This window comes from Geomonas subterranea (assembly GCF_019063845.1).
GTDB lineage: Bacteria > Desulfobacterota > Desulfuromonadia > Geobacterales > Geobacteraceae > Geomonas > Geomonas subterranea.
The window spans coordinates 3,399,391-3,421,139 of sequence record NZ_CP077683.1 but is presented as its reverse complement, the minus strand read 5'-3'; the positions used below and the strand labels follow the sequence as shown (position 1 = coordinate 3,421,139).

Below are 21,749 nucleotides of genomic sequence, written 5' to 3'. Positions count from 1 at the left end.
GGTGCTACAGGTTGCTGCTTAGAAGCCGAGGTAGGCCTCGCGGATGGACTCGTCGGCTTCGAGTTCCTTGCCGGTCCCCTGGCCCACGATGCGCCCGTTTTCCATGACGTAACAGTAGTCGGCGACCTTCAAGGTCTGGTGCACGTTCTGCTCGACGAGGAAGATGGTGAGCCCCTGCTTGTGCAGCTCCTGGATCACCTTGAAGACCTCCTGCACCATGATCGGCGCCAGACCGAGGCTCGGCTCGTCGAACATGATCACCTGGGGATCTTGCATCAGCGCGCGGCCGATGGCAACCATTTGCTGCTCGCCGCCGGAAAGGGTCTCGGCGGTCTGGGTGCGCCGCTCCTCCAGCCTGGGGAAGATCTCGTAGATCCGCTTCAGGGTCTGGGCGCGTTTGCCGTGGGCCCTTTTCAGGTAGGCGCCGACCAGGAGGTTCTCTTCCACCGTCATCTTCGGGAAGAGCTGGCGCCCCTCGGGGACCAGGGTGATGCCGAGGTCGACCACCTTGTGCACCGGCATGCCGGTGACCAGCTTGCCGTCATAGTGGATGGTGCCGCTCGCGGTCGGGATCAGGCCGCACAGCGACTTGAGGGTCGTGGTCTTGCCGGCGCCGTTGGCGCCGATGAGCGCGACCAGCTGCCCCTTGGCCACCGAGAAGGAGATGTTCCACAGGGCCTGAATGTCCCCGTAATTGACTGAGATGCCGTTGACGTCGAGTAGATTCATGCCGCTTCCTCTCCAAAATACGCTTGTACCACGTGCGGATCGCTGGACACCTCGGCCGGGGTCCCCTCGGCGATCTTCTTGCCGAAGTTGAGCACCACCAGGCGGTCCGAGATGTTCATGATGACGCGCATGATGTGTTCGACGATGAGGATGGTGAGTCCCTGCGCCTTGAGCTTCATGATCAGCTCGACGGTGCGGTCCGCCTCGGTCGGGTTGAGGCCTGCCACCACCTCGTCCAGGAGCAGGAAGGAGGGCTCCAGGGCGAGCGCCTTGCTGATCTCCAGGCGCTTTCTCCCCGCCAGGGTGAGCCCGGCGGCGGAGACGTTGGCGCGGTCGGCGAGCCCGGTGGTCTCCAGCACCTGCCAGGCGTGACGCTCGGCGTCGGCCTTTTTCGGGTGCTTCAAAAAGGAGGCGATGGTCACGTTCTCGAGGACGGAAAGTCCCGCGAACGGTTTCACTACCTGGAAGGTGCGGCCGATGCCGACGCCTGCCAGGTGGTAGGGGGGCTTGCCGGAGATGTCGTTCCCCTGGAAGATCACGCTCCCCTTGGTGGGGGCGTAGTAGCCGGAGATGACGTTGAAGAGGGTGGTCTTGCCGGCGCCGTTGGGGCCGATGAGCCCCACGATCTCGCCTTTTTCCACGCTGAAGCTGACGTCGTCCACCGCGGTGAGGCCGCCGAAGCACTTGGTTACCGAATTTACCTTGAGGATAGGTTCAGCCATGATTTAGTTCCCTTCTTCCGGTGCTGCCACGGCGGAAAGCGCCGCGGGTTCCGATGCCGGTTCCGGCTGGTGCTGCGGCCTGGTGGCGTCCGCCTTGCGCTTGAACATGGTGCCCCAGAGGCCGTTGGGTATGAAGATGACGCTGATCGCGATCAGCGCGCCCAGGATGATGAGGTAGAGGAGCTGGAAGTCCGACAGGTAGGCCCAGAAGAGCGTCTTGAAGGCGAAGATCAGGATGGCCCCCAGAGCCGGTCCGAACAGGGTCCCCATGCCGCCGAAGACCACCATGACCACCGCCTGGTCGCTGACCAGGTCGCCGAGCGTCGAGGAGGGGTCGATGAAGGTGATCCAGTAGGCGTAGATGCCCCCCAGGATGCCGGTCGGGAGCGCCGAGAGGATGAAGGACTGCATCTTCAGCTTGGTCGGGTTGAGGCCGAGAGCCTTGGCCCCCTCCTCGTCTTCGCGGATCGCCTTCAGCTTGAGCCCGAAGGGGGCGCGCTCCAGGAGGTACCAGAGGATGGCGAAGGTCACTCCCACGGTGATCAGCATCAGGTAGTAGAAGAACTGCGGGTTCAGGAACGCCTCGAGCCTCATGCCGTCCGGGCCGCCGGTGAACTCGACGTTCAGGGCGAGCTGCTGGATGGCGCGGGAGAGCGCCCAGGTGGCGATGGCGAAGTAGGCACCCTTGAGCCTCAGGGTCGGGATACCCGCGATGAGCGCCACGATGGCGGCAGCGACGCCGCCGGCCGGAAGCGCCGCCCAGAAGGGGAGGTTAGCCTGCATCATCAGGATGCCGATGGTGTAGGCGCCGATGCCGAAGAAGGCACCGTGACCGAAGTTCAGGTAGCCGGTGTAGCCGGCGATGACGTCGAAGGCGATGGCGAGCCCGATCCACATCACTCCCTCGGTGAGGACACGCAGTACGAAGGTGTCGTGCACCACGAGAGGCAGGATCAAAAGGGCGGCCACCAGGATGGCCAGTATGGTTGCGCCACGGTTTTTCATGTCAGACCCCCTTGCCGAACAGCCCGCGCGGGGAAATCAGCAGGATGATGTAGAGGATGGCGAAGACGGCGAGCAGGGTGTGGCTCGGGTTGAAGTAGATCATGAAGATCGACTGCACCAGGCCCAAAAGAAGCGCCGCCCAGGGTACGCCGGCCAGGTACCCCATGCCGGCGAGCACCACCACGAAGAAGGCGAAGATGGTGTACTCGTTGCCCATCTGGGCGCCGATGGAGAGGATGCAGCCCAGGAGCACGCCGGTCATGGCCGAGATGCCGACGTAGATGCCGTACACGTAGGAGCCGGTGCGCTTGCTGTTCACCCCCATGAGACCCGCGGCATCCTTGTGCTGTGCCAGCGCACGGACGCCGAGGCCGAAATTGGTCTTTTTCAAGAGGTAGTGCAGGATCAGGGTGATGGCCAGCGCGTAGCCGAGACCCACCAGACGCACGGTCGGGATGGTCACGGTAAGCCCCAAGGGCTCCAGGTTGAACGATCCTTCCGAGAAGGCGGACGGGATCGAGTTCGAGTAGAAGCCGAAGGCGGTGAGGGCGAGTCCGCGGAACATGATGGCCAGGCCGAAGGTGAACACGAGCCCCATCAGGAAGGGGTTCCCCTTGGTCCCGGAAAGGACCCGGTGGATCACCGGCTGGATCACGTAGCCGACCCCGAAGTAGAGGACGAAAATGACCGGCAGAAAAAGGAAGGGATCGAGGCCGGTCCATTTGTTCAGGTAGTAGCCGGTGAAGGCCCCGAACATGATCCATTCCCCGACGGCGAAGTCGATGACGTGCATGACCCCGTAGGTGAGCGAGAATGCGATGGCGATGGTGATGTAGATCCCCCCCAGCAGTATCCCGTCGGTCAAAGCTTGTGGCAGCAGTTCCATCATAAAACAAGTCCTCCAGCGTTGCGTTTCCAGCGAATATGTCAGCTACGTTCTGTGTGGTCCGTCTGGACCGGCGGCGGTTGCCCGCCCGGGCCGCTCTGGCCGTTGTGGTTTCCCCCGTCGGGGAGACGATCCCCCGCCGGCGTCAGCGGCCGGCAGGGGATCTGCGGGTACTAGCGGGACTTCCACTCTTTCATCGGGTAGATGGCCGGGGCTTCCACGGAAGCCTTCGGGCCGACGGTCTTGACCTGGCCGCCCTGGATCTGGATGGTGAGCGGGTCGAGGCCGACGTTGGCGTGGTAGAACTCGCCGGAGGTGGCGAACTTCACGCGGCCGTAGAAGGTCTGCACGTCGATCTGCTCGAGTGCCTGGATCAGCTTGGTGCGCATTGCCTCGTCCATGCCCGGCTTGGCGCCGATCTTCTGCAGAGCGGTCTGGAAGGCGATGCCGGCGGCGGAGCAGCCGCCCTGGGTGTAGTCGCCCGGGTTGTTGAAGGCTTTCTGGGAAGCGGCGGCGTACGCGGCGGCGTTGGGCCAGAGCACGCTGCTCTTGGTCTTGGCGGTGCCGGTCCAGCAGGTGGTGCCGAAGATCTGCTCGCCGTCCTTGCCGACCGCGTCGATGAAGGCCTTGTCGGTGATGCCGCAGTGCATGAGGAGGGCTTTCGGGGTGTAGCCGATCTGCTTGAGGGCTTTCACGAACTTCACGTGCTCCTCGTCGTGGCCGCCGAAGGCGATGACGTCGGGCTTCATGCTACGTACTGCGGAGAGGAGCGGGGTCATGTCCTGGCCGGAGGGGACGATGCTGAACTTCACGATCTTCAGCTTGGCCTTCTCGGCGGCAGCCTTGTAGGACTCGGCAGTCGCCTTGGAGAAGGCATCGTTGGAGCCGATGATGGCGATGGTCTTCGGAGCCGGCTTCATCTCGGTGAGGGTCTTGATGGAGGTAGCACCGGTGAAGTTGATCGGCGGGATGGTGCCGAAGGTGTACTTGAACTTGTTCTTCCAGATGAGCGGGCTTTCCGCGGAGCCGGTGATCATCGGGATCTTGTACTTGTCGACGACCGGGGCCACGGCGAGGGTCACGCCGGAGGAGTAGGGGCCGAGGATGAAGTCGACCTTCTCCTGGGTGATCAGCCTTTCGGCCGCTGCCGCGCCGGCAGCCGGGTTGCTCTGGGCATCGGCGTACACCAGCTTGACCGGGTACTTCTTACCCTGGATCACGATACCACCCTTGGCGTTTACTTCCTGCGCCCAGAGATCGTAGCCGCGCTTGGTGATGTTGCCGCCGGTGACGAGGTCCCCCGACAGCTCGGTGATGACACCGATCTTGAAGAAGTTCCTCTGCTCAGCGTGGACCGGGATGGCCACGAAGAGGGCTGCGATCAGCAGCAGTACCCTGACGAATCCAAACTTCATTGTGCTACCTCCTGTTGTTTGATGTGCCAAAAAAAGTTTTTGAAACAACCTGCGTCGCATTCCATTCAGGGCTCGCGGCCGGTGCGGCGGACGACGTCGGCTGCCGTCGGCCGAGGGAACCCGGTGCCCGCACCTCCCGGCGCTGGCAGCCCGTATACAGCAGAAAGCATGCCAATTGGCTCTTCCTGGCGGCAAAGGAGGATTTTGCAAAACGGGGTTTGGCGAAACTCCGCATGCTTACTGACAATGAACGGTGAACGGCGCGATGCAGGGGGAGGTGGAGGGTGGTACAGCCCCGCTGATGCACCCTTGGGCGACGGCAAAATTATTCACATGTGAATAATGGTCGTATACAGGGGCGCGCCATCAGCAGGCGAGCCCGTAGCGTTTTAATTTTCGCGCTATGGTCGGCTGACTCACGCCGAGCGCCTCGGCCAGGTCCGCCTGGCAGCCGTGGGATTTAAGCGCGTGGGCCAGGAGGGCGCGCTCAGTACTTTCAATGACTTGCGGCAGCGTCATGCTCTCCGGCCACTGCGCCGGCGCGGTCGCGTCGCTGGTGTCCCCTTTGGCCACGTCGGCGGGGAGATCCTGCAGGCTGATCACCTCGGTCTCGGTCATGACCACCAGCCGCTCGCACAGGTTCATCAGTTCGCGCACGTTGCCGGGGAACGGGTAGCCCAAAAGGGTATCGCAGGCCGCGCGGGAGAGGCGTTTGCTGGTCTTGTGCTTCTTCGCGTACCACTCGATGTAGTGCAGGATGAGGGGGAGCAGGCATTCCTTGCGCTCCTTGAGGGAAGGGACGTGTATCGGGATTACCTTGAGACGGTAGTAAAGGTCGAGGCGGAACTTTCCCTCCTCGACCATTTGCTCAAGGTTACGGTGGGTTGCGGCGAGGATGCGCACCTTCACCTCGCGGGGGCGGGTGCTCCCAAGACGCATGATGGTGCCGTCCTCCATGAAGCGCAACAGCTTCACCTGGGAGGGGAGCGGCAGTTCGGCTATCTCGTCGAGGAACAGGATGCCGCCGTCGGCGAGCTCGAAATAGCCTGGCTTGCCGCCGGTCTGCGCGCCGGTGAAGGCACCCTTGTCGTAGCCGAAAAGCTCCGATTCTATGAGGGATTCGGGGATGGCGCCGCAGTTGATCTTGATGAGCGGCTTGTCGGCGCGCTCGGAGTTCTTGTGGATCAGGTCGGCGAAGAGCCCTTTCCCCACCCCCGAGGGGCCGAGGATCAGCACGGTCGACTCCACCTTGGCAACCTTGAGCGCCTGGCGCAGCGCCTTCAGCATGGCGGGGCTCCGAGCGATGATCTGCTGGTTCTCAAGCTGCTGTTCCTGCTGCATTTCCAGCATCTGGTTGCGGTACTGGTCCCTGATCGCCTCCTGGTCTTCGAGCTCGCGCTGCAGGTTGTCGATTTCCGTGATGTCACGCTCACTTACAACGACCCGGGTGATGCGGCCGGCGGAGTCGAAGACCGGGGTCGCGGTGGTGATCAGCTTGCGCCCCTCGCGCTGCTGCAACAGGTTCACCCGGGCGCGGGTCCTGATCACCTCCAGGGTGGCGGAGCGGTCGAAAACGCGTGCGTTGATCAGGTCGCGCATGTTGCGGCCGACCACGTCCTTGGCCTGGACGTTGTTGATCCGCTCCGAGGCCGGGTTGATGCGCACCACGTTGGCGTCGGCGTCGCAGATCCAGAGGCCGTCCGACGAGGAGTCGATGATGGTGTCGAGCTCGCGGGTAAGCCTCTGGAAAAACTCCATTTGCCGGGCCATATCCTCGAGCTCCGTGCTCTCGACGAAGACGCAGACCGCACCCACCTGCTCCTGGTCCAAAAGCATCGGGCTCACCCGCACCAGGAAGTTCGATTCGATGCCGCGCACCGAAATCTCCGTGTTGCGCGCATGTCCCAATAGTCTCTGCGCCACCTTGGGCCAGAGGTCGGGGAGCACGTCGTTCAGGTGCACCCCCTGGAAGGCGCCGAAGCTTTCCCGGACCGCCCGGTTGGCGAGGATCACCATGCCCGAGGTGTTGACCGCCAGGATACCGACATCGACTGCGTTCACCATGGCCTGGTAGAAGGCGTCCGAGCGCAGCTCGCCTCCGCTGGAAAAACCGATCAGTTCCACTGGGTTGAGTGAGGTGTTCACGGCGGCGGTTCTCCTTCTGGTGCTCTTTATCGCATGGCTCGAGGCCGTTAAGGGCGGGCAGTCGTGGCGTATACCATATCGCCTTTGAGGCGCATTATGCAGAAATGAATCAAATATTCAAGTGTAAATAATAGAACGGCCCGGAAACAGTCATAGCTCTTCTTATCACCCTCAGTAGTGGAAGTCCTTTCTTTTCGCGTATGACATTTTTGAAGCTACTTATAGTGCTACGGATGATTCCCTGCCAGTATACATATAAGGCGTTACTGTGACGGGCGTTTCGCCTCTCTCACCAGGCTCAGCTCACCGCAAATTAACCTTTACGTCAACAGTCATGATCGCTACTACTGTCTTCTCTCTGACACCTTGGTACGGTCTTTGTAGTAGGGGATGACCGGGCGGACTGAACGAGGTCCGTTCTCTTGATCCGACACCTTTACCGGGATCCTCACAGGGACCCGGTAGTCACCAACTACTAGGCAAAGGAGCTTCACCCATGACCGCTGGTAACGAGCAACTGATGGAGTTACGCAACAAGCATGTCCCCGGAGGGGTCGCACTTTTGAGCCCCGCCTTCATCGCCAAGGCCCAGGGGGCCATCATGACCGACGTCGAGGGACGTGACCTGATCGATTTCGCCGGCGGTATCGGCGTCAACAACGTGGGGCACAGCCACCCGAAGGTGGTCAAGGCCATCCAGGAGCAGGCCGAGAAGTTCATTCACACCTGCTTCCACGTCGCTCCCTACCAGGGGTACATCGAGCTGGCGCAGCGCCTGAACGAGCTGGCGCCGGGCAGCTCCCCGAAGCAGACCATGCTGGCCAACTCCGGTGCCGAGGCAGTCGAGAACGCCATCAAGATCGCCCGCTACGTCACCAAGCGCCCCGGCGTCATCTCGCTTGAGAACGGCTTCCACGGCCGCACCCTGATGACCATGACCCTCACCAGCAAGGTGAAGCCCTACAAGTACGGCTTCGGTCCCTTCGCGCCGGAGAGCTACCGGATTCCCTCCGCCTACTGCTACCGCTGCCCCTACGGCGGGAGCTATCCGAGCTGCGGCTGCGCCTGCGCACACAAGCTCGACGAGTTCTTCACCGGCTACGTGGCGGCCGAGCAGACCGCTGCCATCATCATCGAGCCGATCCAGGGTGAGGGCGGTTTCGTCACCCCGCCGAAGGAGTACTTCGAGATCGTGCAGGGGATCTGCAAGAAGCACGGCATCCTCCTGATCATCGACGAGATCCAGAGCGGCATGGGGCGTACCGGCAAGCTGTTCGCCATCGACCACTGGGGCATCGAGCCGGACCTCATCACCACCGCCAAGAGCCTTGCCGGCGGTATGCCGCTCTCCGCGATCACCGGTCGCGCCGAGATCATGAGCCAGCCGCACCCGGGCGGTCTGGGCGGCACCTACGGCGGCAACCCGCTCTCCTGCGCGGCGGCCCTCGCGGTTCTCGACATCTTCCTCAACGACGGCCTCTTGGACCAGTCCGTGAAGCTCGGCGAGAAGCTGCAGCAGCGTTTCGACGAGATGCAGCAGAAGTACGAGATCATCGGCGAAGTCCGCGGCAAGGGCCCCATGCTCGCCCTCGAGCTGGTGCGCGACCGGAACACCAAGGCGCCCGCCGGCGACCTGGCCAAGAAGCTGGTGAAGCTCTGCTACGACAAGGGGCTCGTCATCCTTTCCTGCGGCGCCCTCGGCAACGTGGTCCGTCTGCTGATGCCGCTGGTCATCACCGACGATCAGCTCGACCGCGGCATGGCCATCCTCGAGGAGTCCCTCGCCGAGGTGAACGCCGAGATCTAAGGCTCAAGGCAAAGTAGCAAGAACGATACGGCAACGGCAGTGTCTGGCATCTTCGGGTTGGGGAGGAAGAGATGCACAGCACTGCCGTTGTCGTTTTTAAACCATTAGCCACGGAGAAAATCTGAGAAAACCTGAGAAAGACGAAAACCTGATAGAGACTGAAAACTGGGAGAGAACAAGAACTGAGAGATAACAAGAACTGAGAAAAACCAAGAACCGGGAGAGACGAATCAGAAACGCTACCAGCTTCAGGTTTTATCAGAAGGTCTCAGATGTTATCTGTGGCCAAAGGTTCAGGTTTCAGTCCATCCTCCCTCTCCCTCTGGGAGAGGGTCGGGGTGAGGGCGCCCGCCACTTTGCCGGCCTGAACTCTTGCCAGCGATGGCCGCTCAATGGCATAGTGGATGGCGCCGCGATGGCAGACTTTCAGAAAGGGGAACCGGAATGACAGAGCAAGCAGATCCGCGACACACCGTGGTGGTTGGGTGCCTGGTGCGCAATGCCAAAGACGAAATTCTCGTGATCCGACACCGCAAGCGTGGCTGGGAGATTCCGCAGGGGCGCGTCGAGGAGGGGGAGAACCTGCTGGACGCGGCGCGCCGGGAAGTCGCAGAGGAGGCCGGGGTCGAGGTCGAGATCGGTCCCCTGGCCGCCGTCTGGTCCATGGTATCCCCCACCTCCGCCCTGATCTTCGCCTTCCTGGGACGCTACCTCTCGGGTGAGCTGAACCCGACCGATGACAGCGAGGCTGCCGCGTGGGTGTCAGAGGCAGAGGCCCTCAAGATGGTGACGAGCCCGGTGATGCGCGAACGGCTTACCGGGCTGCTCAACCACGACGGCGGCGTCAGCTACCGCTCCTACGCCATAAAACCCTACCAACTCCACCTCGAACGCAACCTGTTGTCCTGGCCGTGAGGCCGCGCCGCTACCGGCCGCAAGCCGGACCCCTGCCCGCTGCCGCCTGGATGGCCACACCACGATTCCTCTACTTGAAACTCACGTCCTGAAGGGAAACCTTGCCCCTTTTCACCCTCATCGTCCCGTGAATAACCGTCTTCCCCACGATCTGCTGCAGAGGGTTGTCAAAGCCGCCACTGATCGAGAGCCGGACATCCCGGTCAAATATGGGGTTTTCGAACAGATCCTCAGCCCGCACCTTTATGCTCCCTCCATCCGAAGCGGTGTCATAGGCGCGCTGCAGCGAGAAGGGAGTGACGCTGATATAGCCCGTCCTGGTCATGGTGCTGCTGCCACCCCAGTTGGTCACGGTGAGGGAAACGGTATAACTGCCGCCGCTGTAGTAGGTGTGCTGCGGGTTTTGCACGGTGCTGGTCGAGGCATCACCGAAGTTCCACAGCCAGGATGTCGGCGCTCCGCTGGACAGGTCGCCGAAGAAGACGCTGAGGGGGGCGTCTCCAGCGGTGACGGCAGCGGCGAAGTCGGCAACCGGCGGCGGGGGGAGCGTCAGCGTGTAGGACTGGGACTTGACGCTCTCGGCATTGCCGGCGCGGTCCCTGGCGAAATACTTGAGGGTCGCACTGCTGGAGACGGTAATCGGAGCGCTGTAGACGGCCGACGCCGTAGTCGGCTCGGAGCCATCCAGGGTGTAGCAGATGGTGGCCGACTCGTTCGCAGTCAGGGTTACCGTTTGCGGGGCAGCATAGTTCCCTCCTCCAGGAGTTGCCGTGGTGGTGGGGGGCTGGCGGTCGAACTGCACCGGAGCCGCTGTCTTGCGGCTTGTGGTGGTTCCGTCGCCTAGCTGCCCCAAGGCGTTGACCCCCAAGGCCCACAGTGTGCCGTCGCTCTTTTGCGCCAGGACGTGGGAGCTCCCCGAGGCGATCTTGATCACTCCTGACAGACCTGAGACTTTCGTGGGAACCCGTACCGGCGTGCCGCCCCCCAGTTGCCCACCGTAGATGTCGCCCCACACGTAGACGCTTCCGTCTACGGTAAGAGCGACGCTGTGGTACATTCCGGCCGCAATGGCCACCACGTCGGCCAAGCCCTGTACCTGTACTGGGGTTGCGCGGTTGGTGCTGGTGCCATCCCCCAGTTCTCCCTCACTGTTGTAACCCCAGGCCCAAACCGTCCCGTCTGTCTTGAGCGCCAGCGTGTGGTAGAAGCCCGCGGAGACGGCCCTCACCCCGTTGATCCCGGTGAGACGAATAGGCGTCGTTTGCTCTATTGTCGTCCCGTTGCCCAACTCCCCGTACCAGTTGTAGCCCCAGGTCCAGACCGCGCCCTGTGAGTCGATGGCGCAACCGTGAAATCCACCGGCGGCGACTGCCGCAGCTCCAGAAATTTGGGGGAGCTGCACGGGAGCATTGCGGACATAGTGGGTGCCATCACCGACGCCACCACCCCCCCAGCCCCACAGGGTGCCGTCTCCCTTGATGGCATAGGAGTGGGTCCCACCTGCGGCGATGACAGTCACACCGGAAAGAAGCCGGGTCTGGACCGGTGAGCTGCGATTGACCCAGGTGCCGTCACCCAATTCGCCGTCGCCGTTGTATCCCCAGCCCCATACCGTGCCGTCGCTTTTAAGAGCAATGACGCTATTGGATTGTATCCCGGCTGCGATGCTGGTGTATTCGGCGGGCGCTGGGCCTAGCACCGGTACTGATTGTGTCGCCGTGCCGCCGTCGCCCAACTGCCCGTATTTGTCATCACCCCACGCCAGGATCCTGCCGCCCAGTTGCACCACCGAGAAGGACTTGCCGCCGGCGAGGAGTGTCGGCAGTTCGGTGAAGGAGGCGGTGACGGCTTTGTCGCTGTCAACCGTGACGGTGCAAGCTTGGGTGCCGCTGCAAGCACCTCCCCACCCGTCGAATCTGGCGTTCATGGCGGGGGTCGCTCTGAGCACGACCTTCGTACCGGGTTCGAAGTATTGGCCGCAACTTCCGGCGCACGTTTCTCCCGGCTCCATACTGACGTCCCCGGCACCTGTCCCGAGCTTGCCGTAGTTGATAGCCAGAGGCTTTCTGCTGAAATTCGCGGTGACCAGCAGGCCCTCGGACGCTGTGACGGTGCAGCTTCCGGTGCCGCTGCACGCACCTCCCCACCCGGTGAAATAGGAGCTGGAGTTGGCGAGCGCGGTGAGGGTGACCTGGCCTCCTGTCGTGAAATCTCCCGCACAGCCGGCATCGTCACAGGTCATGCCGGAGGGCGCACTCTCGACCGAGCCTTTGCCCAGACCGGCGAAGGTCACCGCGACGTGGCTTTGCGGGGCCACCGGACCGCAGATCCCGCCTTCGTCGTAATAGCCATTGCCGTCGCGGTCGTTGCAAGACTGGATCACCTTGCCGAAGAACTCCCGGCCGGTGCCGGTCATGTAGCCGGCGATGGCGTCGTAGTTGCGCTCGTCATCCCAGGTGACTGAAACTCTGCTGCCGGCCAGGGGGACCAGGTAGGGGAAGAGCTGGCTTCCCTGCCAGCTTTGCATCCACACACCCTGGCTGCCCCACTGCGGCGTTCCCGCCCGGTTCACATGCTGGCTGTAGATGTCCCAATCTCCGCTCCCGCCGTCCATCCAGGCGAAGAACGCTCCGCCGTCACCGTCCGCCGCGACGGCAGGTGATATCTGGGAATACCTTCCGGTGGAAACGGGGACGCCGTTGGCCTGCCAGACGGCATTACCCTGGGGGTCGAGGCGTTGTGCGTAAATGTCCCACCCGCCATAATAGTCGGTGCTCCTGGCATCGTGCCAGGTGAAGATCGCCCCGCCCGCCCCGTCTTCGGTCATGGTGACCTGCGACGGGTTCCACCCCGGCTGGTAGGCGCTGGTCCCGGCCACCAGGCCGGTCACCACCGGTACACCTGTCGGGTCCCAAAGATGCTCTCCGGCCCCATTGAGGCGGACGGCGAAGATGTCGCTCAGGTTCAGGTAGTTCGCACCCGAGTGATAGACGAAGTTTCTGAAGTCGCGCCAGGCGATGATCGCCCCTCCTGCACCGTCGGAGACCACGTTGGCCCCGAACCCGCCTGTCAATGTCAACGGGGTGTTGATCATCAGGCCATCGGCGGACCACTGCCTGTTGCCGTTGCCGTCTATGTGCTGGGCATAGATGTCCCAGTAGGGCCTGCGACGGTCGGTCCAGGCAACGAAGGCACCACCTTGTCCGTCGCCGGCCATCATCACCCCGTCTGGTCCCGTGCTGGTGACAGTCGCGGTTACCCCCCCGGCTGGCCAGAGCGCCGCTCCCGTGGCGTCGACCCTTTGCAGCTTCACCAATCCCGCGGCGCTGTCCTGCCAGGCGATGACCACCCCGCCGGAGCCGTCCGCGGCGATCCTCGGCTCGGTCTGGCCGTTGCCTCCCTGGGTGCCTGCGATCTGGGTGATGCCAATGCCTGCGCTCCCCCAGAGCAGGGTGCCCGCGCCGTCGACGTGCTGTAACTTGATGTTGAAATTGGCGGTGAAGGTTGCGTTGAGCCCGTCGGCGTAGGCCACGAAGAACCCGCCGGCGCCGTCGCTGGCTAGTGCAGGTTTGATGGCCGCGCTACCGACCGGGGTGGTGGTGAGGGGGATGCCGCCGGCCCGCCAGAGGGGCTTGCCATGGCTGTCAATGCGCTGCATGGACAGGTTCGGGTTGAACATGACGTCCTGGAAGACATAGAACGCACCTCCCTGGCCGTCGGAAATCCCCGGTGCGTTCACGTTCCACGGCGGCTGCCACCCCTGGTTACCCATGGCCTCGGACAACACGACGTTGCAGTTGTCCACGCGCGCATCGGGAACCACGGTAGCCGCGACCGCGACGTTCTGCCGCTGGGAAGGGTCGGAGGTTACGAAGTTCACCACCCCCTGCCTGTTTTCAAGGGCGGTGCAGGAAAGGGAGGCCGTGGCGGGTGTGGTGGCGCTGGAAGAGGTGACGGTGAGCCAGGAGGGAGCCTCGGTGGACCAGGTCAGGTTCCCGCCGCCGATATTGAAGAGGTCGAGGACCAGCGAGCGTTGCTCCCCGCACTGCGAGTGCGGCAGGGAGAAGTCGAAGCTCGTGACCGGGACCTTCAGGATGGGCGGGTCGGCAGGAGGGGAAAAGGCCATGGAGAGCGCGCGCGCCGCGTTGAGCCTCCCCCACGCGTAGAAGGGATCGAAACCCGGTTTGTCTGAATCGACCGGCCCCACCTGGTCGTCGGCGGAATGCCTCAGGATGGAAATCACCTGCTCGCGGGTCAGATCGGGATTGGCGGCCAGGATAAGCGCCGCCACCCCGGAGACGTGGGGTGCTGCCATCGAGGTGCCGGCCAGGCGGATGTAGTCGGTCCCGACCAGGTACGAGGAGCCTTCCGCCGTGCCGGCGGCCCGCAGGGAGAGGATGTTGTAGGTGTCCGAACCGTCGGTGGCGCCGCCGCCGGGAGCCACCAGGTCCAGGATGTAGCCGAAGTTGGAAAAGCTGGAAAGGACGTCCTGGACGCCGGTGGATCCGACGGTCACCACGTCCTGGATGCTGGAGGGCGAACCGTAGAGGGCGTCCCCACTGCTGTTGCCGGCGGCGACCACCACGACGCTCCCGAGTGCATGAGCCGTCCGGACCGCGTCTTCCACCACGGGGTCGACACCGCAGGGCCAGCACCCCCAGCTGTTGTTGATGACGTCGGCACCGTTACTGGCCGCATAAATGATGGCGTTGGCGAGGTTGTCGTTGTATCCGCTCCCGTAGTCGTCGAGCCCCTTGACCGGCATGATGCGGGAATGGTAGGCAATGCCCGGCACGCCTATGCCGTTGTCGCCGGTGGCGGCAATGGTTCCGGCGACATGGGTCCCGTGGCCGAAGTGATCGATGGGATCGTTGCTGCCGTAGGCGAAATCCCACCCTTTGTTGTCATCGAAGAAGCCGTTGCCATCGTCGTCGGCGCCGGGAGCGCCTGCCGTTTCGGCGGGATTGGACCAGACGTTGGCGGCGATGTCGGCGTGGTTGTAGTCAAGGCCGGTGTCGACCACGCCGACTATGACCCCGTCCCCCTTGGTGACGTCCCAGGCGGCCGCGACGCCGATCTTCTTGAGCCCCCACAGGTCATCGTAGTTGTACCCCCAGGAACCCCAGGAAGAGTAGAAGGGGTCGTTGGGGATGGACTCGGTTTGGTACTGGTAGGCAGGCACCGCATAGAGCACGTTCGGGTTGGCGGCGTACTCCCTGGCGACGGCCTCTACGTCTGCATCATCCGCGGTCTCGAATATGTACACGCTGGTGAGATCCGGAACCTTGCTCCCCTTGGAAGCACGTTGCGCACGCCGCTGGTACTTCATCTTGGTTAGTGCGACCCGGTCGGCGAAGTTGCGCTTCCTCTTGGCCAGGAGCCCCTTCTTGGTGGAGGAAGCGCTGTCCCCGTCGAAGAACTGACGAAACAGAGGCTTTACCCCCTTGATCTTGTGTTTCTTGTGCAGTTCGTCGAGCCCTACGCCCTGCCCGGTGGTCTGGGACGCGAAGCTGAGGCCCAGCGCGTGGATGACGTCTGCCGGCTCCAGGAGGGTATCGGCGAATTTGACGACGAAGCGGCCGGGGGCATGTCTCTTTGCCTGCGGGGGGGGCGAGGAGAGCGATCTTGGTCCCGGGATGGCACCGGGGGGAAGCGCGGTATGGCTGTCGGCGCGCCCGGGGGGCGTGGGGAAGCGGCAGGTCACCTGGCTCGGATTTACGGTCTCTACGGCCACGGCGGGCTGAGACGATACGATAAACGCGAAGGTGAGTATTGCAGCTGCGAGGTGGAACCTAAGTGAAGGCCAAAGCGTGGTGGTGGGCACGGCAGAAATCCCCCTTCCGGCAGTTCGTGAAGAATGGCAGAGGTGTCTGCTCAGTTGCAGCTGCAGCTCCGCTAAAGGTCTGGTTTCACAGGCATGATGAACGTGTGTCTATTATCATGATTTGCGGCTAAGGTCATCATTTTTTCAGTGCGCCGTGCCCGTCCCCGCGCGTCTCCCCTTTTCTTCATGTCATCGACAGCCGGGACCGGCTGAGCCGAGCAGCGCGCCGATCTTCTCCAGGCATTCCCTGAAGTCGATGGGCTTCGAGATGTAGTCGTCCATGCCGGCGGCGATGCACCGCTCCTCGTCCTGCTTCATGGCGTGCGCGGTCATGGCGAGGATCGGAAGCCGTCGCCCCTGGTGCACCTCCTGCTCGCGGATCGACCGTGTGGCCTCGAAGCCGTCGAGCAGCGGCATCTGGACGTCCATGATGATCATGTCGAAGTCTGATTGCCGCCACTTCGCCACGGCCTGGGCGCCGTCTTCCGCGAATTCCACCTGGTAACCCAGTCTCCCCAGCATGTTTCCCAATACCTGGCGGATGGTGGGATCGTCCTCGGCGACCAGCAGATGCCTCCCTGCTCCGGCGGGCGAACCCGGTTGAGCGGGGGCGCGCGGGGGAGCTGACGGGAGCTCCGCCTCTCCTTGCACGAGGCCCAGCCTGACCGTGAAGGAGAAACAGCTCCCTGCGCCTGCCTCGCCCTCAATGGCGATGCTCCCACCCATCCGCTCCACGATCTCCTTGCTGATGGCGAGCCCGAGCCCGGTTCCGCCGTAGCTGCGGGTGTTGGAGTCATCGACCTGGCTGAAGGAATTGAACAGCAGGTGCCTCTTGTCCTGCGGGATGCCGATGCCGGTGTCCCGCACCGAAAAACGGAACTCCAGGCTCCCGTCGGCTCCCTCTTCTCCCGCCCCAACGGATATGGTGACGCCGCCGCGCTCGGTAAATTTGACCGCGTTCCCCACCAGGTTGGTCAGAACCTGGCGCAGCCTCACCTGGTCTCCCTGCACGTGATCGGGAAGGCCCTCCGCCACCTGCAGGGTGAGATGCAAACCCTTACGCTTCACCTCGGGCATGACGATGTCGACGGCCTGCGCCAGGCAGGCGCGCAGGCCAAAGGGGCGGTTGTCCAGCGAGAACTTGCCGGCCTCGACCTTGGCCAGGTCAAGGATGTCGTTCAGGATACGCAGCAGTGAGCGGGACGACCTTTGGGCGGTCTGGATGTAATCGGCCCGCTCGGCGGCGTCCGGCGTCAGCAGGGCGAGGTCGAGCATCCCTAGCACCCCGGTCATCGGGGTACGAAGCTCATGGCTCATGTTGGCCACGAACCTGCTCTTGGTGTTGCTCGCCGCCTCTGCTGCCTGCTTGGCCTGGCGCAGCGTCTCCTCCATCCGGTTGCGTTCCATGGCGATGGCGACCTGGTCCGCTACCGCCTTCATCAGGGATAGTTCGTCGTCGCTGAAACTGTTCCTGCTCCGCGTGCCGAAAGAGAGGGTGCCAAGCACCTGCCCCTGCGACATAAGCGGATGGCAGGCGTAGGCCTGGATCCCGAGAGACCGGACCAGGTCGGCACGGGCGTCCTGCGAATCGGGTATGTTTTCGGCGACGATCCTGCAGCCGTCGCGGGCCGCGCAGCCGCAGATCGCCACCCCAAGGGGCAGCCGTTCAATGGCTGCGGCCTGTTCCTCTCCGATCCCGGCGCAGGCGTTCAGTTTCAGCCCCCCTTCCTCTTCATCCATCAGGAAATTGAAAAAAACATCGCAGTCGAGAAACGTCATCACCTCCCGGCACAAGGTATCCGCCAGCTGCCGCGGGTCCTTGCTCTGCAGCAGCCGGCTCGCCGTGTCGGCCAGCAGGTCGAGCCGCTGGTTGCTCCGCTTGAGGGCGGCCTCGCCCTCTTCGCGCTCTGTGATGTCGACCCCCATGCCCACCGCGAAAGGCCGGCTGTCCTGCAGCCTGCCGAGGAAGGATGTGCTGAAGGTCCAATGACGGGGACAGCCGTCGCTGCCTGTTATCCGGAAGTCGGTGGTGAAGCTGTTGCGCTCCTGGTGAAACAGTTCGCGCATCCGGGCGGTGATCGTTTCAGCGGCTTGCCGGGCGACCTGTGCCTCGAGCCATTTGTCGAAGGTTGGAATCTTCCCCGCCACGAAACCGGTCACCTCAAGCCAGCTCCGGCTCGCCTGCAGCACCTCGCCGTCCTGCGTGAGCATGACGACCGGGATCGGAGCTTCCTCTATGGCGCGACGGAACTGTTCCTCGCGCCCCCTGAGTTCCGCCTCGATCTGCCTGCGCATGGCTGTTTCCCGCTGCAGCTCCTCGTTTAAAGCCTCCTTCTCGATCAGTTCCCGGGTGCGCTGCTCCAGGGCGAGTTGAAGCCGCGCCTCGCTCTGCCTGAGCGCTTGTTCGCTCTGTTCCAGGCTGCGAAACAGCACGGCGGCGGGTTCCTTGAGCCCGGTGGAAACAATGGCGCGGTAGATCAGGAAGGCGGAGAGAAAGAGAAAGAGGTGCCCCAGCAGGTTTGCCTGCCCGTACACGCTCAGGTATTGCGTGAAGGCGACATCGGCGCAGGCGGCGCTTATGACGGAGGCGACGAGTGTTCTGAGCACGCGACGGTCGAAACGCTCCCGGTTCGCCCATAGCAAGGCCGCCGAGGCGAGCAGGATGAAGATGATGATGTATTCGCTGTAGATCTTGAAGGGGGTGAGCCCTTTTCCCTCCACGAAGCAGTCCGGGAAATGACCGGAAAAGATGCCGAGGATGAGCAGCGCCGCTGTGCCGCCGAAGTACGTGAGGGCCGCGGCGACGTTGAGCTTCCGGTTGATGAACAGCGGGGCGGCCAGGAAGGAGAGGCTGACCACGTAGCGGAAGGAGATCCAGAGTTGGGTGGGGAGGTTGGCGTCGTAGCCGGCGAAGATCCCGATCCCTTTGTAGGCGAAGGTGTGCAGCAGCTCCAGGATGCCGGAGACGGCGAAGGACATCGCCAGGAAAAGAAAATAATGGTTGTCGAGAAACCTCCGGGAGTTCCAGGCCAGAAGGAAGACCCCAAGCGTCACGAGCACACAGAAGATCTCGACCATGGTGTGGAAGAGGAGGTAGGAGAAGCGGCTGCAGGCGTAAAGGATCAGTATGGCGAGCGCAAACAGCACCAGGGAGAGAACCCTTGTCTCCGCCCGTTGCGCCTCGTTGCAGGATGACGCCTCGCTCATCGATCCCCCTTCCCGCTGTCTTTGGACTCACGTACAAAGCATCTTGTTCGAGGGGGGAATTTACCATCCGGCAATGAGAATAGTCAAACCAATTTGGGACTTTCCGCAGTGACTGCGGAGATTTTCCCTAGGACAGAGGGCGTCGGCATTGCTCCAGTTCAGGTAATATCAGTAAAATTTCATTGACTCATATGGTGTGAGGGATAAGATAGCGTTCGGCTCTCCGGGGAAGCAATGTCTCCTGGAGCGCTTACTAAACAAGAGGAGGAGATAGATGATACGGAAAATTGCTGTTGCTGCTGTGCTGACGTTGACTGTTTCGGGTGTTTCCTATGCGGGGCTTGATGCCGTGAAAGGCCTTGGCAAAGACCTTGGCAAGGAAGCAGCGGCGACTGCCAAAGAGGGCGCCCTGAGCGCTGTGACCAAGAAGCTGAAGAAGGTTCAGAACGAAAAAGGGCCGATCAAGTTCAAAACCGGCAAGGCCGAGGTGGATCCCGCTTGTGACAAGACCATGATCGCCATCGCTGCGATTTTGACCGACTACCCCGGTTTCCATGTTCAAGTCGATGGCCACACCGATAACGTCGGCAAGCCCGAGGCCAACATGAAACTGTCCCAGGACCGCGCCGACGCCGTCGTGAAGTACCTGGTCGACAAGAAAGGCGTAGCCGCCAACCGCCTCTCCGCCAAAGGTTTCGGCGACACCAAGCCGATTGCCGACAACAAGACCAAAGCCGGACAGGCTAAAAACCGCCGCGTGGATTTCACCGTCACCAAGATGTAGCAGATGGTGGGGGAGCCGTTGCGGCTCCCCCACTTCCCCGCTTTCCGGTCCATCCGGCGCGTCCCATCGGGCGCCGACAGTCTCCTCCTCAGAACGTCCAGTTCATCCCCAGCCGGCTCCAAACATACGTTGATTCGGACTAACGGGAATGTTAAGCTGCAGCACCCTGACTTCCGGTACAGCTTTGTTCCCCGTCCCCCTTTGGAGAGAGCCATGAAAAAGATCCTCGCCGTAGAAGACAGCAAGGTGGCGCAGGCCCAGGTGCTGGACATCCTCAGCCGGGAGTACGAGGTTACCCTGCAGGAAGACGGGGCCTTGGCCAGGTCCGTCGCACTGGAAATGAGTCCTGATCTGATTCTGCTCGATGTCAACCTCCCGGGGATGAACGGTTATGACATCTGCCGGCAGCTGAAGGGGGATGCGGCCACACGGGAGATTCCGGTAATCTTTCTTACCAGTTGCGACACCAGCGGCGAAAAGGTGAAGGGATTCGAGGCGGGAGCGGATGATTATATCGTGAAGCCTTTTTACCCGGAGGAACTGGTAGCCCGCGTCTCCCTCCACCTCGCGTCACGGCGGGAGAAGCAGATGGCGGTCGAGTTCGAAAGGCTGAAGCTGTTGCGGGAGATGGCTGTCGCCATCAGTCACGAGTTCAACAACCCCTTGACCGCGATACTGTGGCATCTGCACTTGGCCACCAAAGAACTGGGCGAGGGGGATGAGAAGGCCCGCACCCACCTGTCCGACCTGAAGGGTGAAGTGGACAAGATCCGCCGCATCGTAGCCCGCCTCGCCGAAGCCTCCCGCGACGCCAAGACCGAATACGTCATGGGCGAAGCGATGATCGATGTGAACAGCATCTGAACCGGCGACCTCCATAGCCGGGGGCAGACGAGAGCGTCACCCCCCCTTGCGAAGCTTCAACCGGGAAGCCCGGTGAGAACTGCCTGGAGTCCCCTCCCCTTGCGGGAGGGGGTTAGGGGGAGGGGGAACTGGCCATCTGTTCCTCAGCTTGCAGTTTCACCCACCCCCCGGCCCCCTCCCGTCAAGGGAAGGGGAGATCCGTCTGGGATGTTGCCCCGGAGTTTCCGGATGAACCTTGGCGAAGGGGGACCGGGGGTATTTGCCTTCCGGGATTTGCCTTTTAAAACCCGCCGCACACAATCCCGCCTCTTTTTTAGTACCATCTGTGTCTTTTGCCCACCACTGCATCGTAGTAGGGTGGTGACTCCGGATGAAAATTGCGCGTGGCAGCCAGCACCGAGGTTGGAATATGAAACGAAGGAAGCCGGAGATGATCAGAGGGGCCAGGGCCAACGTGCCGGTGGCCGCCAGCGCCATGGCCTATGGCAGCGTGCTGGGGGTGCTCGCCGCGCAAAAGGGGCTGAGCTGGCTCGACATGATGTACATGAACACCGCGGTGTTCGCCGGCGCGGCCCAGTTCGTCATGGTAGACATGTGGTCGAACCACCTGCCGGTATTCGAGATGACCCTTGCCGTTCTGGTGATCAACCTGCGTTACCTGCTGATCGGGGCCTCCCTGGACCCGCTCTTCTCGGGACGTGGGGCGCTGCACAAGATGGGGATGATGCACCTGGTCGCCGACGAGAACTGGGCCGTCACCATGTCCGAGCAGCGCACCGGCAGCGCCACCACCTGGTTTCTCTTCGGCGGCGGAGTCTTCCTGTACCTTGCCTGGAGCAGCGGGACGTTGATCGGTCTCTTGGGCGGCGGCTTCATCACCAGGCCCGAAGAGTACGCCCTCGATTTTGCCTTCACCGCCGTCTTCACCGCGCTTGCCGTCGGATTGTGGCGCGGCAAGGGCGACGTTGTTCCCTGGATCGTCGCCGGGGCAGCCGCCCTGTTGGTTCACAAGTTTCTGCCGGGCAAGTGGTACATCGTCGCCGGGGGGCTCGCCGGTGCCGTCAGCGCCATGTTGGGGACCTGCGAGCCGGTCGAAGTCGAGGAGGCGGAAGATGTTCCCAGCTATTGAGCCGCAGGTGCTGATCGCGGTGGGGCTTGCCGCGGGGGTGACCTACTCCTTGCGGCTGGGCGGTCTGCTGCTCGCATCCCGCTTCCCGCGCTCCGGTCGCTTCCGGCGCGGCATGGATGCCCTCCCGGGTGCGCTGCTGTTCTCGCTCGTGTTGCCGTCCATCGTCGCCGAAGGCGTATGGGGTCTCATGGCCGCCGCGCTTACCGCCATCGTCGTGCTTCGTACCCGCAACACCCTCGCCGCCATGCTCTGCGGCATGCTCGTCATCTTCGCCGTGCGTAAGATGGGGTAATAAACTTTCCGCGCAGTTGCCCCGC

The 21,749-nt window shown here is 62.7% G+C and carries 14 protein-coding genes; 6 read left to right on the top strand and 8 right to left on the bottom strand.

Annotation, left to right across the window (positions count from 1 at the left end):
- Positions 1 to 18: 18 nt before the first annotated feature.
- The 6 genes from KP001_RS14925 to KP001_RS14900 form a co-directional block, all read right to left on the bottom strand.
- Entirely contained in the window at positions 19 to 729 is a 711-nt protein-coding gene (locus KP001_RS14925) for an ABC transporter ATP-binding protein (RefSeq protein ID WP_217286390.1), read from the bottom strand.
- Positions 726 to 1,451, bottom strand: coding sequence for an ABC transporter ATP-binding protein (locus tag KP001_RS14920; RefSeq protein ID WP_217286389.1), 726 nt, complete (start codon positions 1,449 to 1,451; stop codon positions 726 to 728). Before KP001_RS14920 ends, KP001_RS14925 begins: the two co-directional genes overlap by 4 nt.
- Before the next feature lie 3 nt (positions 1,452 to 1,454).
- Entirely contained in the window at positions 1,455 to 2,456 is a 1,002-nt protein-coding gene (locus KP001_RS14915) for a branched-chain amino acid ABC transporter permease (protein WP_217286388.1), read from the bottom strand.
- A gap of 1 nt (position 2,457) precedes the next feature.
- The gene (locus KP001_RS14910; RefSeq protein WP_224958422.1) at positions 2,458 to 3,345 is read right to left on the bottom strand and encodes a branched-chain amino acid ABC transporter permease; all 888 of its coding nucleotides are present in this window, start codon (positions 3,343 to 3,345) and stop codon (positions 2,458 to 2,460) included.
- 170 nt (positions 3,346 to 3,515) lie between these two features.
- Positions 3,516 to 4,757: an amino acid ABC transporter substrate-binding protein gene (locus tag KP001_RS14905; RefSeq protein WP_217286387.1), complete on the bottom strand. Its 1,242-nt coding sequence runs from the start codon at positions 4,755 to 4,757 to the stop codon at positions 3,516 to 3,518.
- A 366-nt stretch (positions 4,758 to 5,123) separates the two neighbouring features.
- Positions 5,124 to 6,902, bottom strand: a complete 1,779-nt coding sequence (locus KP001_RS14900) for a sigma 54-interacting transcriptional regulator (protein ID WP_217286386.1) — start codon at positions 6,900 to 6,902, stop codon at positions 5,124 to 5,126.
- A gap of 496 nt (positions 6,903 to 7,398) precedes the next feature.
- Between KP001_RS14900 and gabT the strand changes: the two genes are divergently transcribed.
- Both gabT and KP001_RS14890 read left to right on the top strand, forming a co-directional pair.
- Positions 7,399 to 8,709, top strand: a complete 1,311-nt coding sequence (gene gabT / locus KP001_RS14895) for a 4-aminobutyrate--2-oxoglutarate transaminase (RefSeq protein ID WP_217286385.1) — start codon at positions 7,399 to 7,401, stop codon at positions 8,707 to 8,709.
- A 444-nt stretch (positions 8,710 to 9,153) separates the two neighbouring features.
- Positions 9,154 to 9,624, top strand: coding sequence for an NUDIX hydrolase (locus KP001_RS14890; protein WP_217286384.1), 471 nt, complete (start codon positions 9,154 to 9,156; stop codon positions 9,622 to 9,624).
- Positions 9,625 to 9,694: 70 nt separating this feature from the next.
- On the opposite strand, the gene KP001_RS22045 is transcribed toward KP001_RS14890, so the two are convergent.
- Positions 9,695 to 15,358: a S8 family serine peptidase gene (locus tag KP001_RS22045; protein ID WP_275423317.1), complete on the bottom strand. Its 5,664-nt coding sequence runs from the start codon at positions 15,356 to 15,358 to the stop codon at positions 9,695 to 9,697.
- A 279-nt stretch (positions 15,359 to 15,637) separates the two neighbouring features.
- Positions 15,638 to 18,655, bottom strand: a complete 3,018-nt coding sequence (locus KP001_RS14865) for an MASE3 domain-containing protein (RefSeq protein ID WP_239027794.1) — start codon at positions 18,653 to 18,655, stop codon at positions 15,638 to 15,640.
- A gap of 274 nt (positions 18,656 to 18,929) precedes the next feature.
- Between KP001_RS14865 and KP001_RS14855 the strand changes: the two genes are divergently transcribed.
- The 4 genes from KP001_RS14855 (at position 18,930) to KP001_RS14840 (ending at position 21,724) form a co-directional block, all read left to right on the top strand.
- A complete protein-coding gene (locus KP001_RS14855) occupies positions 18,930 to 19,439 on the top strand; it encodes an OmpA family protein (protein ID WP_217286383.1) in 510 nt (169 codons plus the stop codon).
- Between the two features lie 213 nt (positions 19,440 to 19,652).
- Entirely contained in the window at positions 19,653 to 20,303 is a 651-nt protein-coding gene (locus KP001_RS14850) for an ATP-binding response regulator (RefSeq protein ID WP_217286382.1), read from the top strand.
- A gap of 409 nt (positions 20,304 to 20,712) precedes the next feature.
- Entirely contained in the window at positions 20,713 to 21,432 is a 720-nt protein-coding gene (locus tag KP001_RS14845) for an AzlC family ABC transporter permease (RefSeq protein WP_217286381.1), read from the top strand.
- Entirely contained in the window at positions 21,416 to 21,724 is a 309-nt protein-coding gene (locus KP001_RS14840) for an AzlD family protein (RefSeq protein ID WP_217286380.1), read from the top strand. Before KP001_RS14845 ends, KP001_RS14840 begins: the two co-directional genes overlap by 17 nt.
- Positions 21,725 to 21,749: the final 25 nt, after the last annotated feature.

Coding starts and splice junctions, on each gene's coding strand:
- gabT (WP_217286385.1), top strand. CDS start 7,399: ATGACCGCTGGTAACGAGCAACTGATGGAGTTACGCAACAAGCATGTC.
- KP001_RS14890 (WP_217286384.1), top strand. CDS start 9,154: ATGACAGAGCAAGCAGATCCGCGACACACCGTGGTGGTTGGGTGCCTG.
- KP001_RS14905 (WP_217286387.1), bottom strand. CDS start 4,757: ATGAAGTTTGGATTCGTCAGGGTACTGCTGCTGATCGCAGCCCTCTTC.
- KP001_RS14855 (WP_217286383.1), top strand. CDS start 18,930: ATGATACGGAAAATTGCTGTTGCTGCTGTGCTGACGTTGACTGTTTCG.
- KP001_RS14920 (WP_217286389.1), bottom strand. CDS start 1,451: ATGGCTGAACCTATCCTCAAGGTAAATTCGGTAACCAAGTGCTTCGGC.
- KP001_RS14840 (WP_217286380.1), top strand. CDS start 21,416: ATGTTCCCAGCTATTGAGCCGCAGGTGCTGATCGCGGTGGGGCTTGCC.
- KP001_RS14865 (WP_239027794.1), bottom strand. CDS start 18,655: ATGAGCGAGGCGTCATCCTGCAACGAGGCGCAACGGGCGGAGACAAGG.
- KP001_RS14845 (WP_217286381.1), top strand. CDS start 20,713: ATGAAACGAAGGAAGCCGGAGATGATCAGAGGGGCCAGGGCCAACGTG.
- KP001_RS14925 (WP_217286390.1), bottom strand. CDS start 729: ATGAATCTACTCGACGTCAACGGCATCTCAGTCAATTACGGGGACATT.
- KP001_RS14850 (WP_217286382.1), top strand. CDS start 19,653: ATGAAAAAGATCCTCGCCGTAGAAGACAGCAAGGTGGCGCAGGCCCAG.
- KP001_RS14915 (WP_217286388.1), bottom strand. CDS start 2,456: ATGAAAAACCGTGGCGCAACCATACTGGCCATCCTGGTGGCCGCCCTT.
- KP001_RS14910 (WP_224958422.1), bottom strand. CDS start 3,345: ATGATGGAACTGCTGCCACAAGCTTTGACCGACGGGATACTGCTGGGG.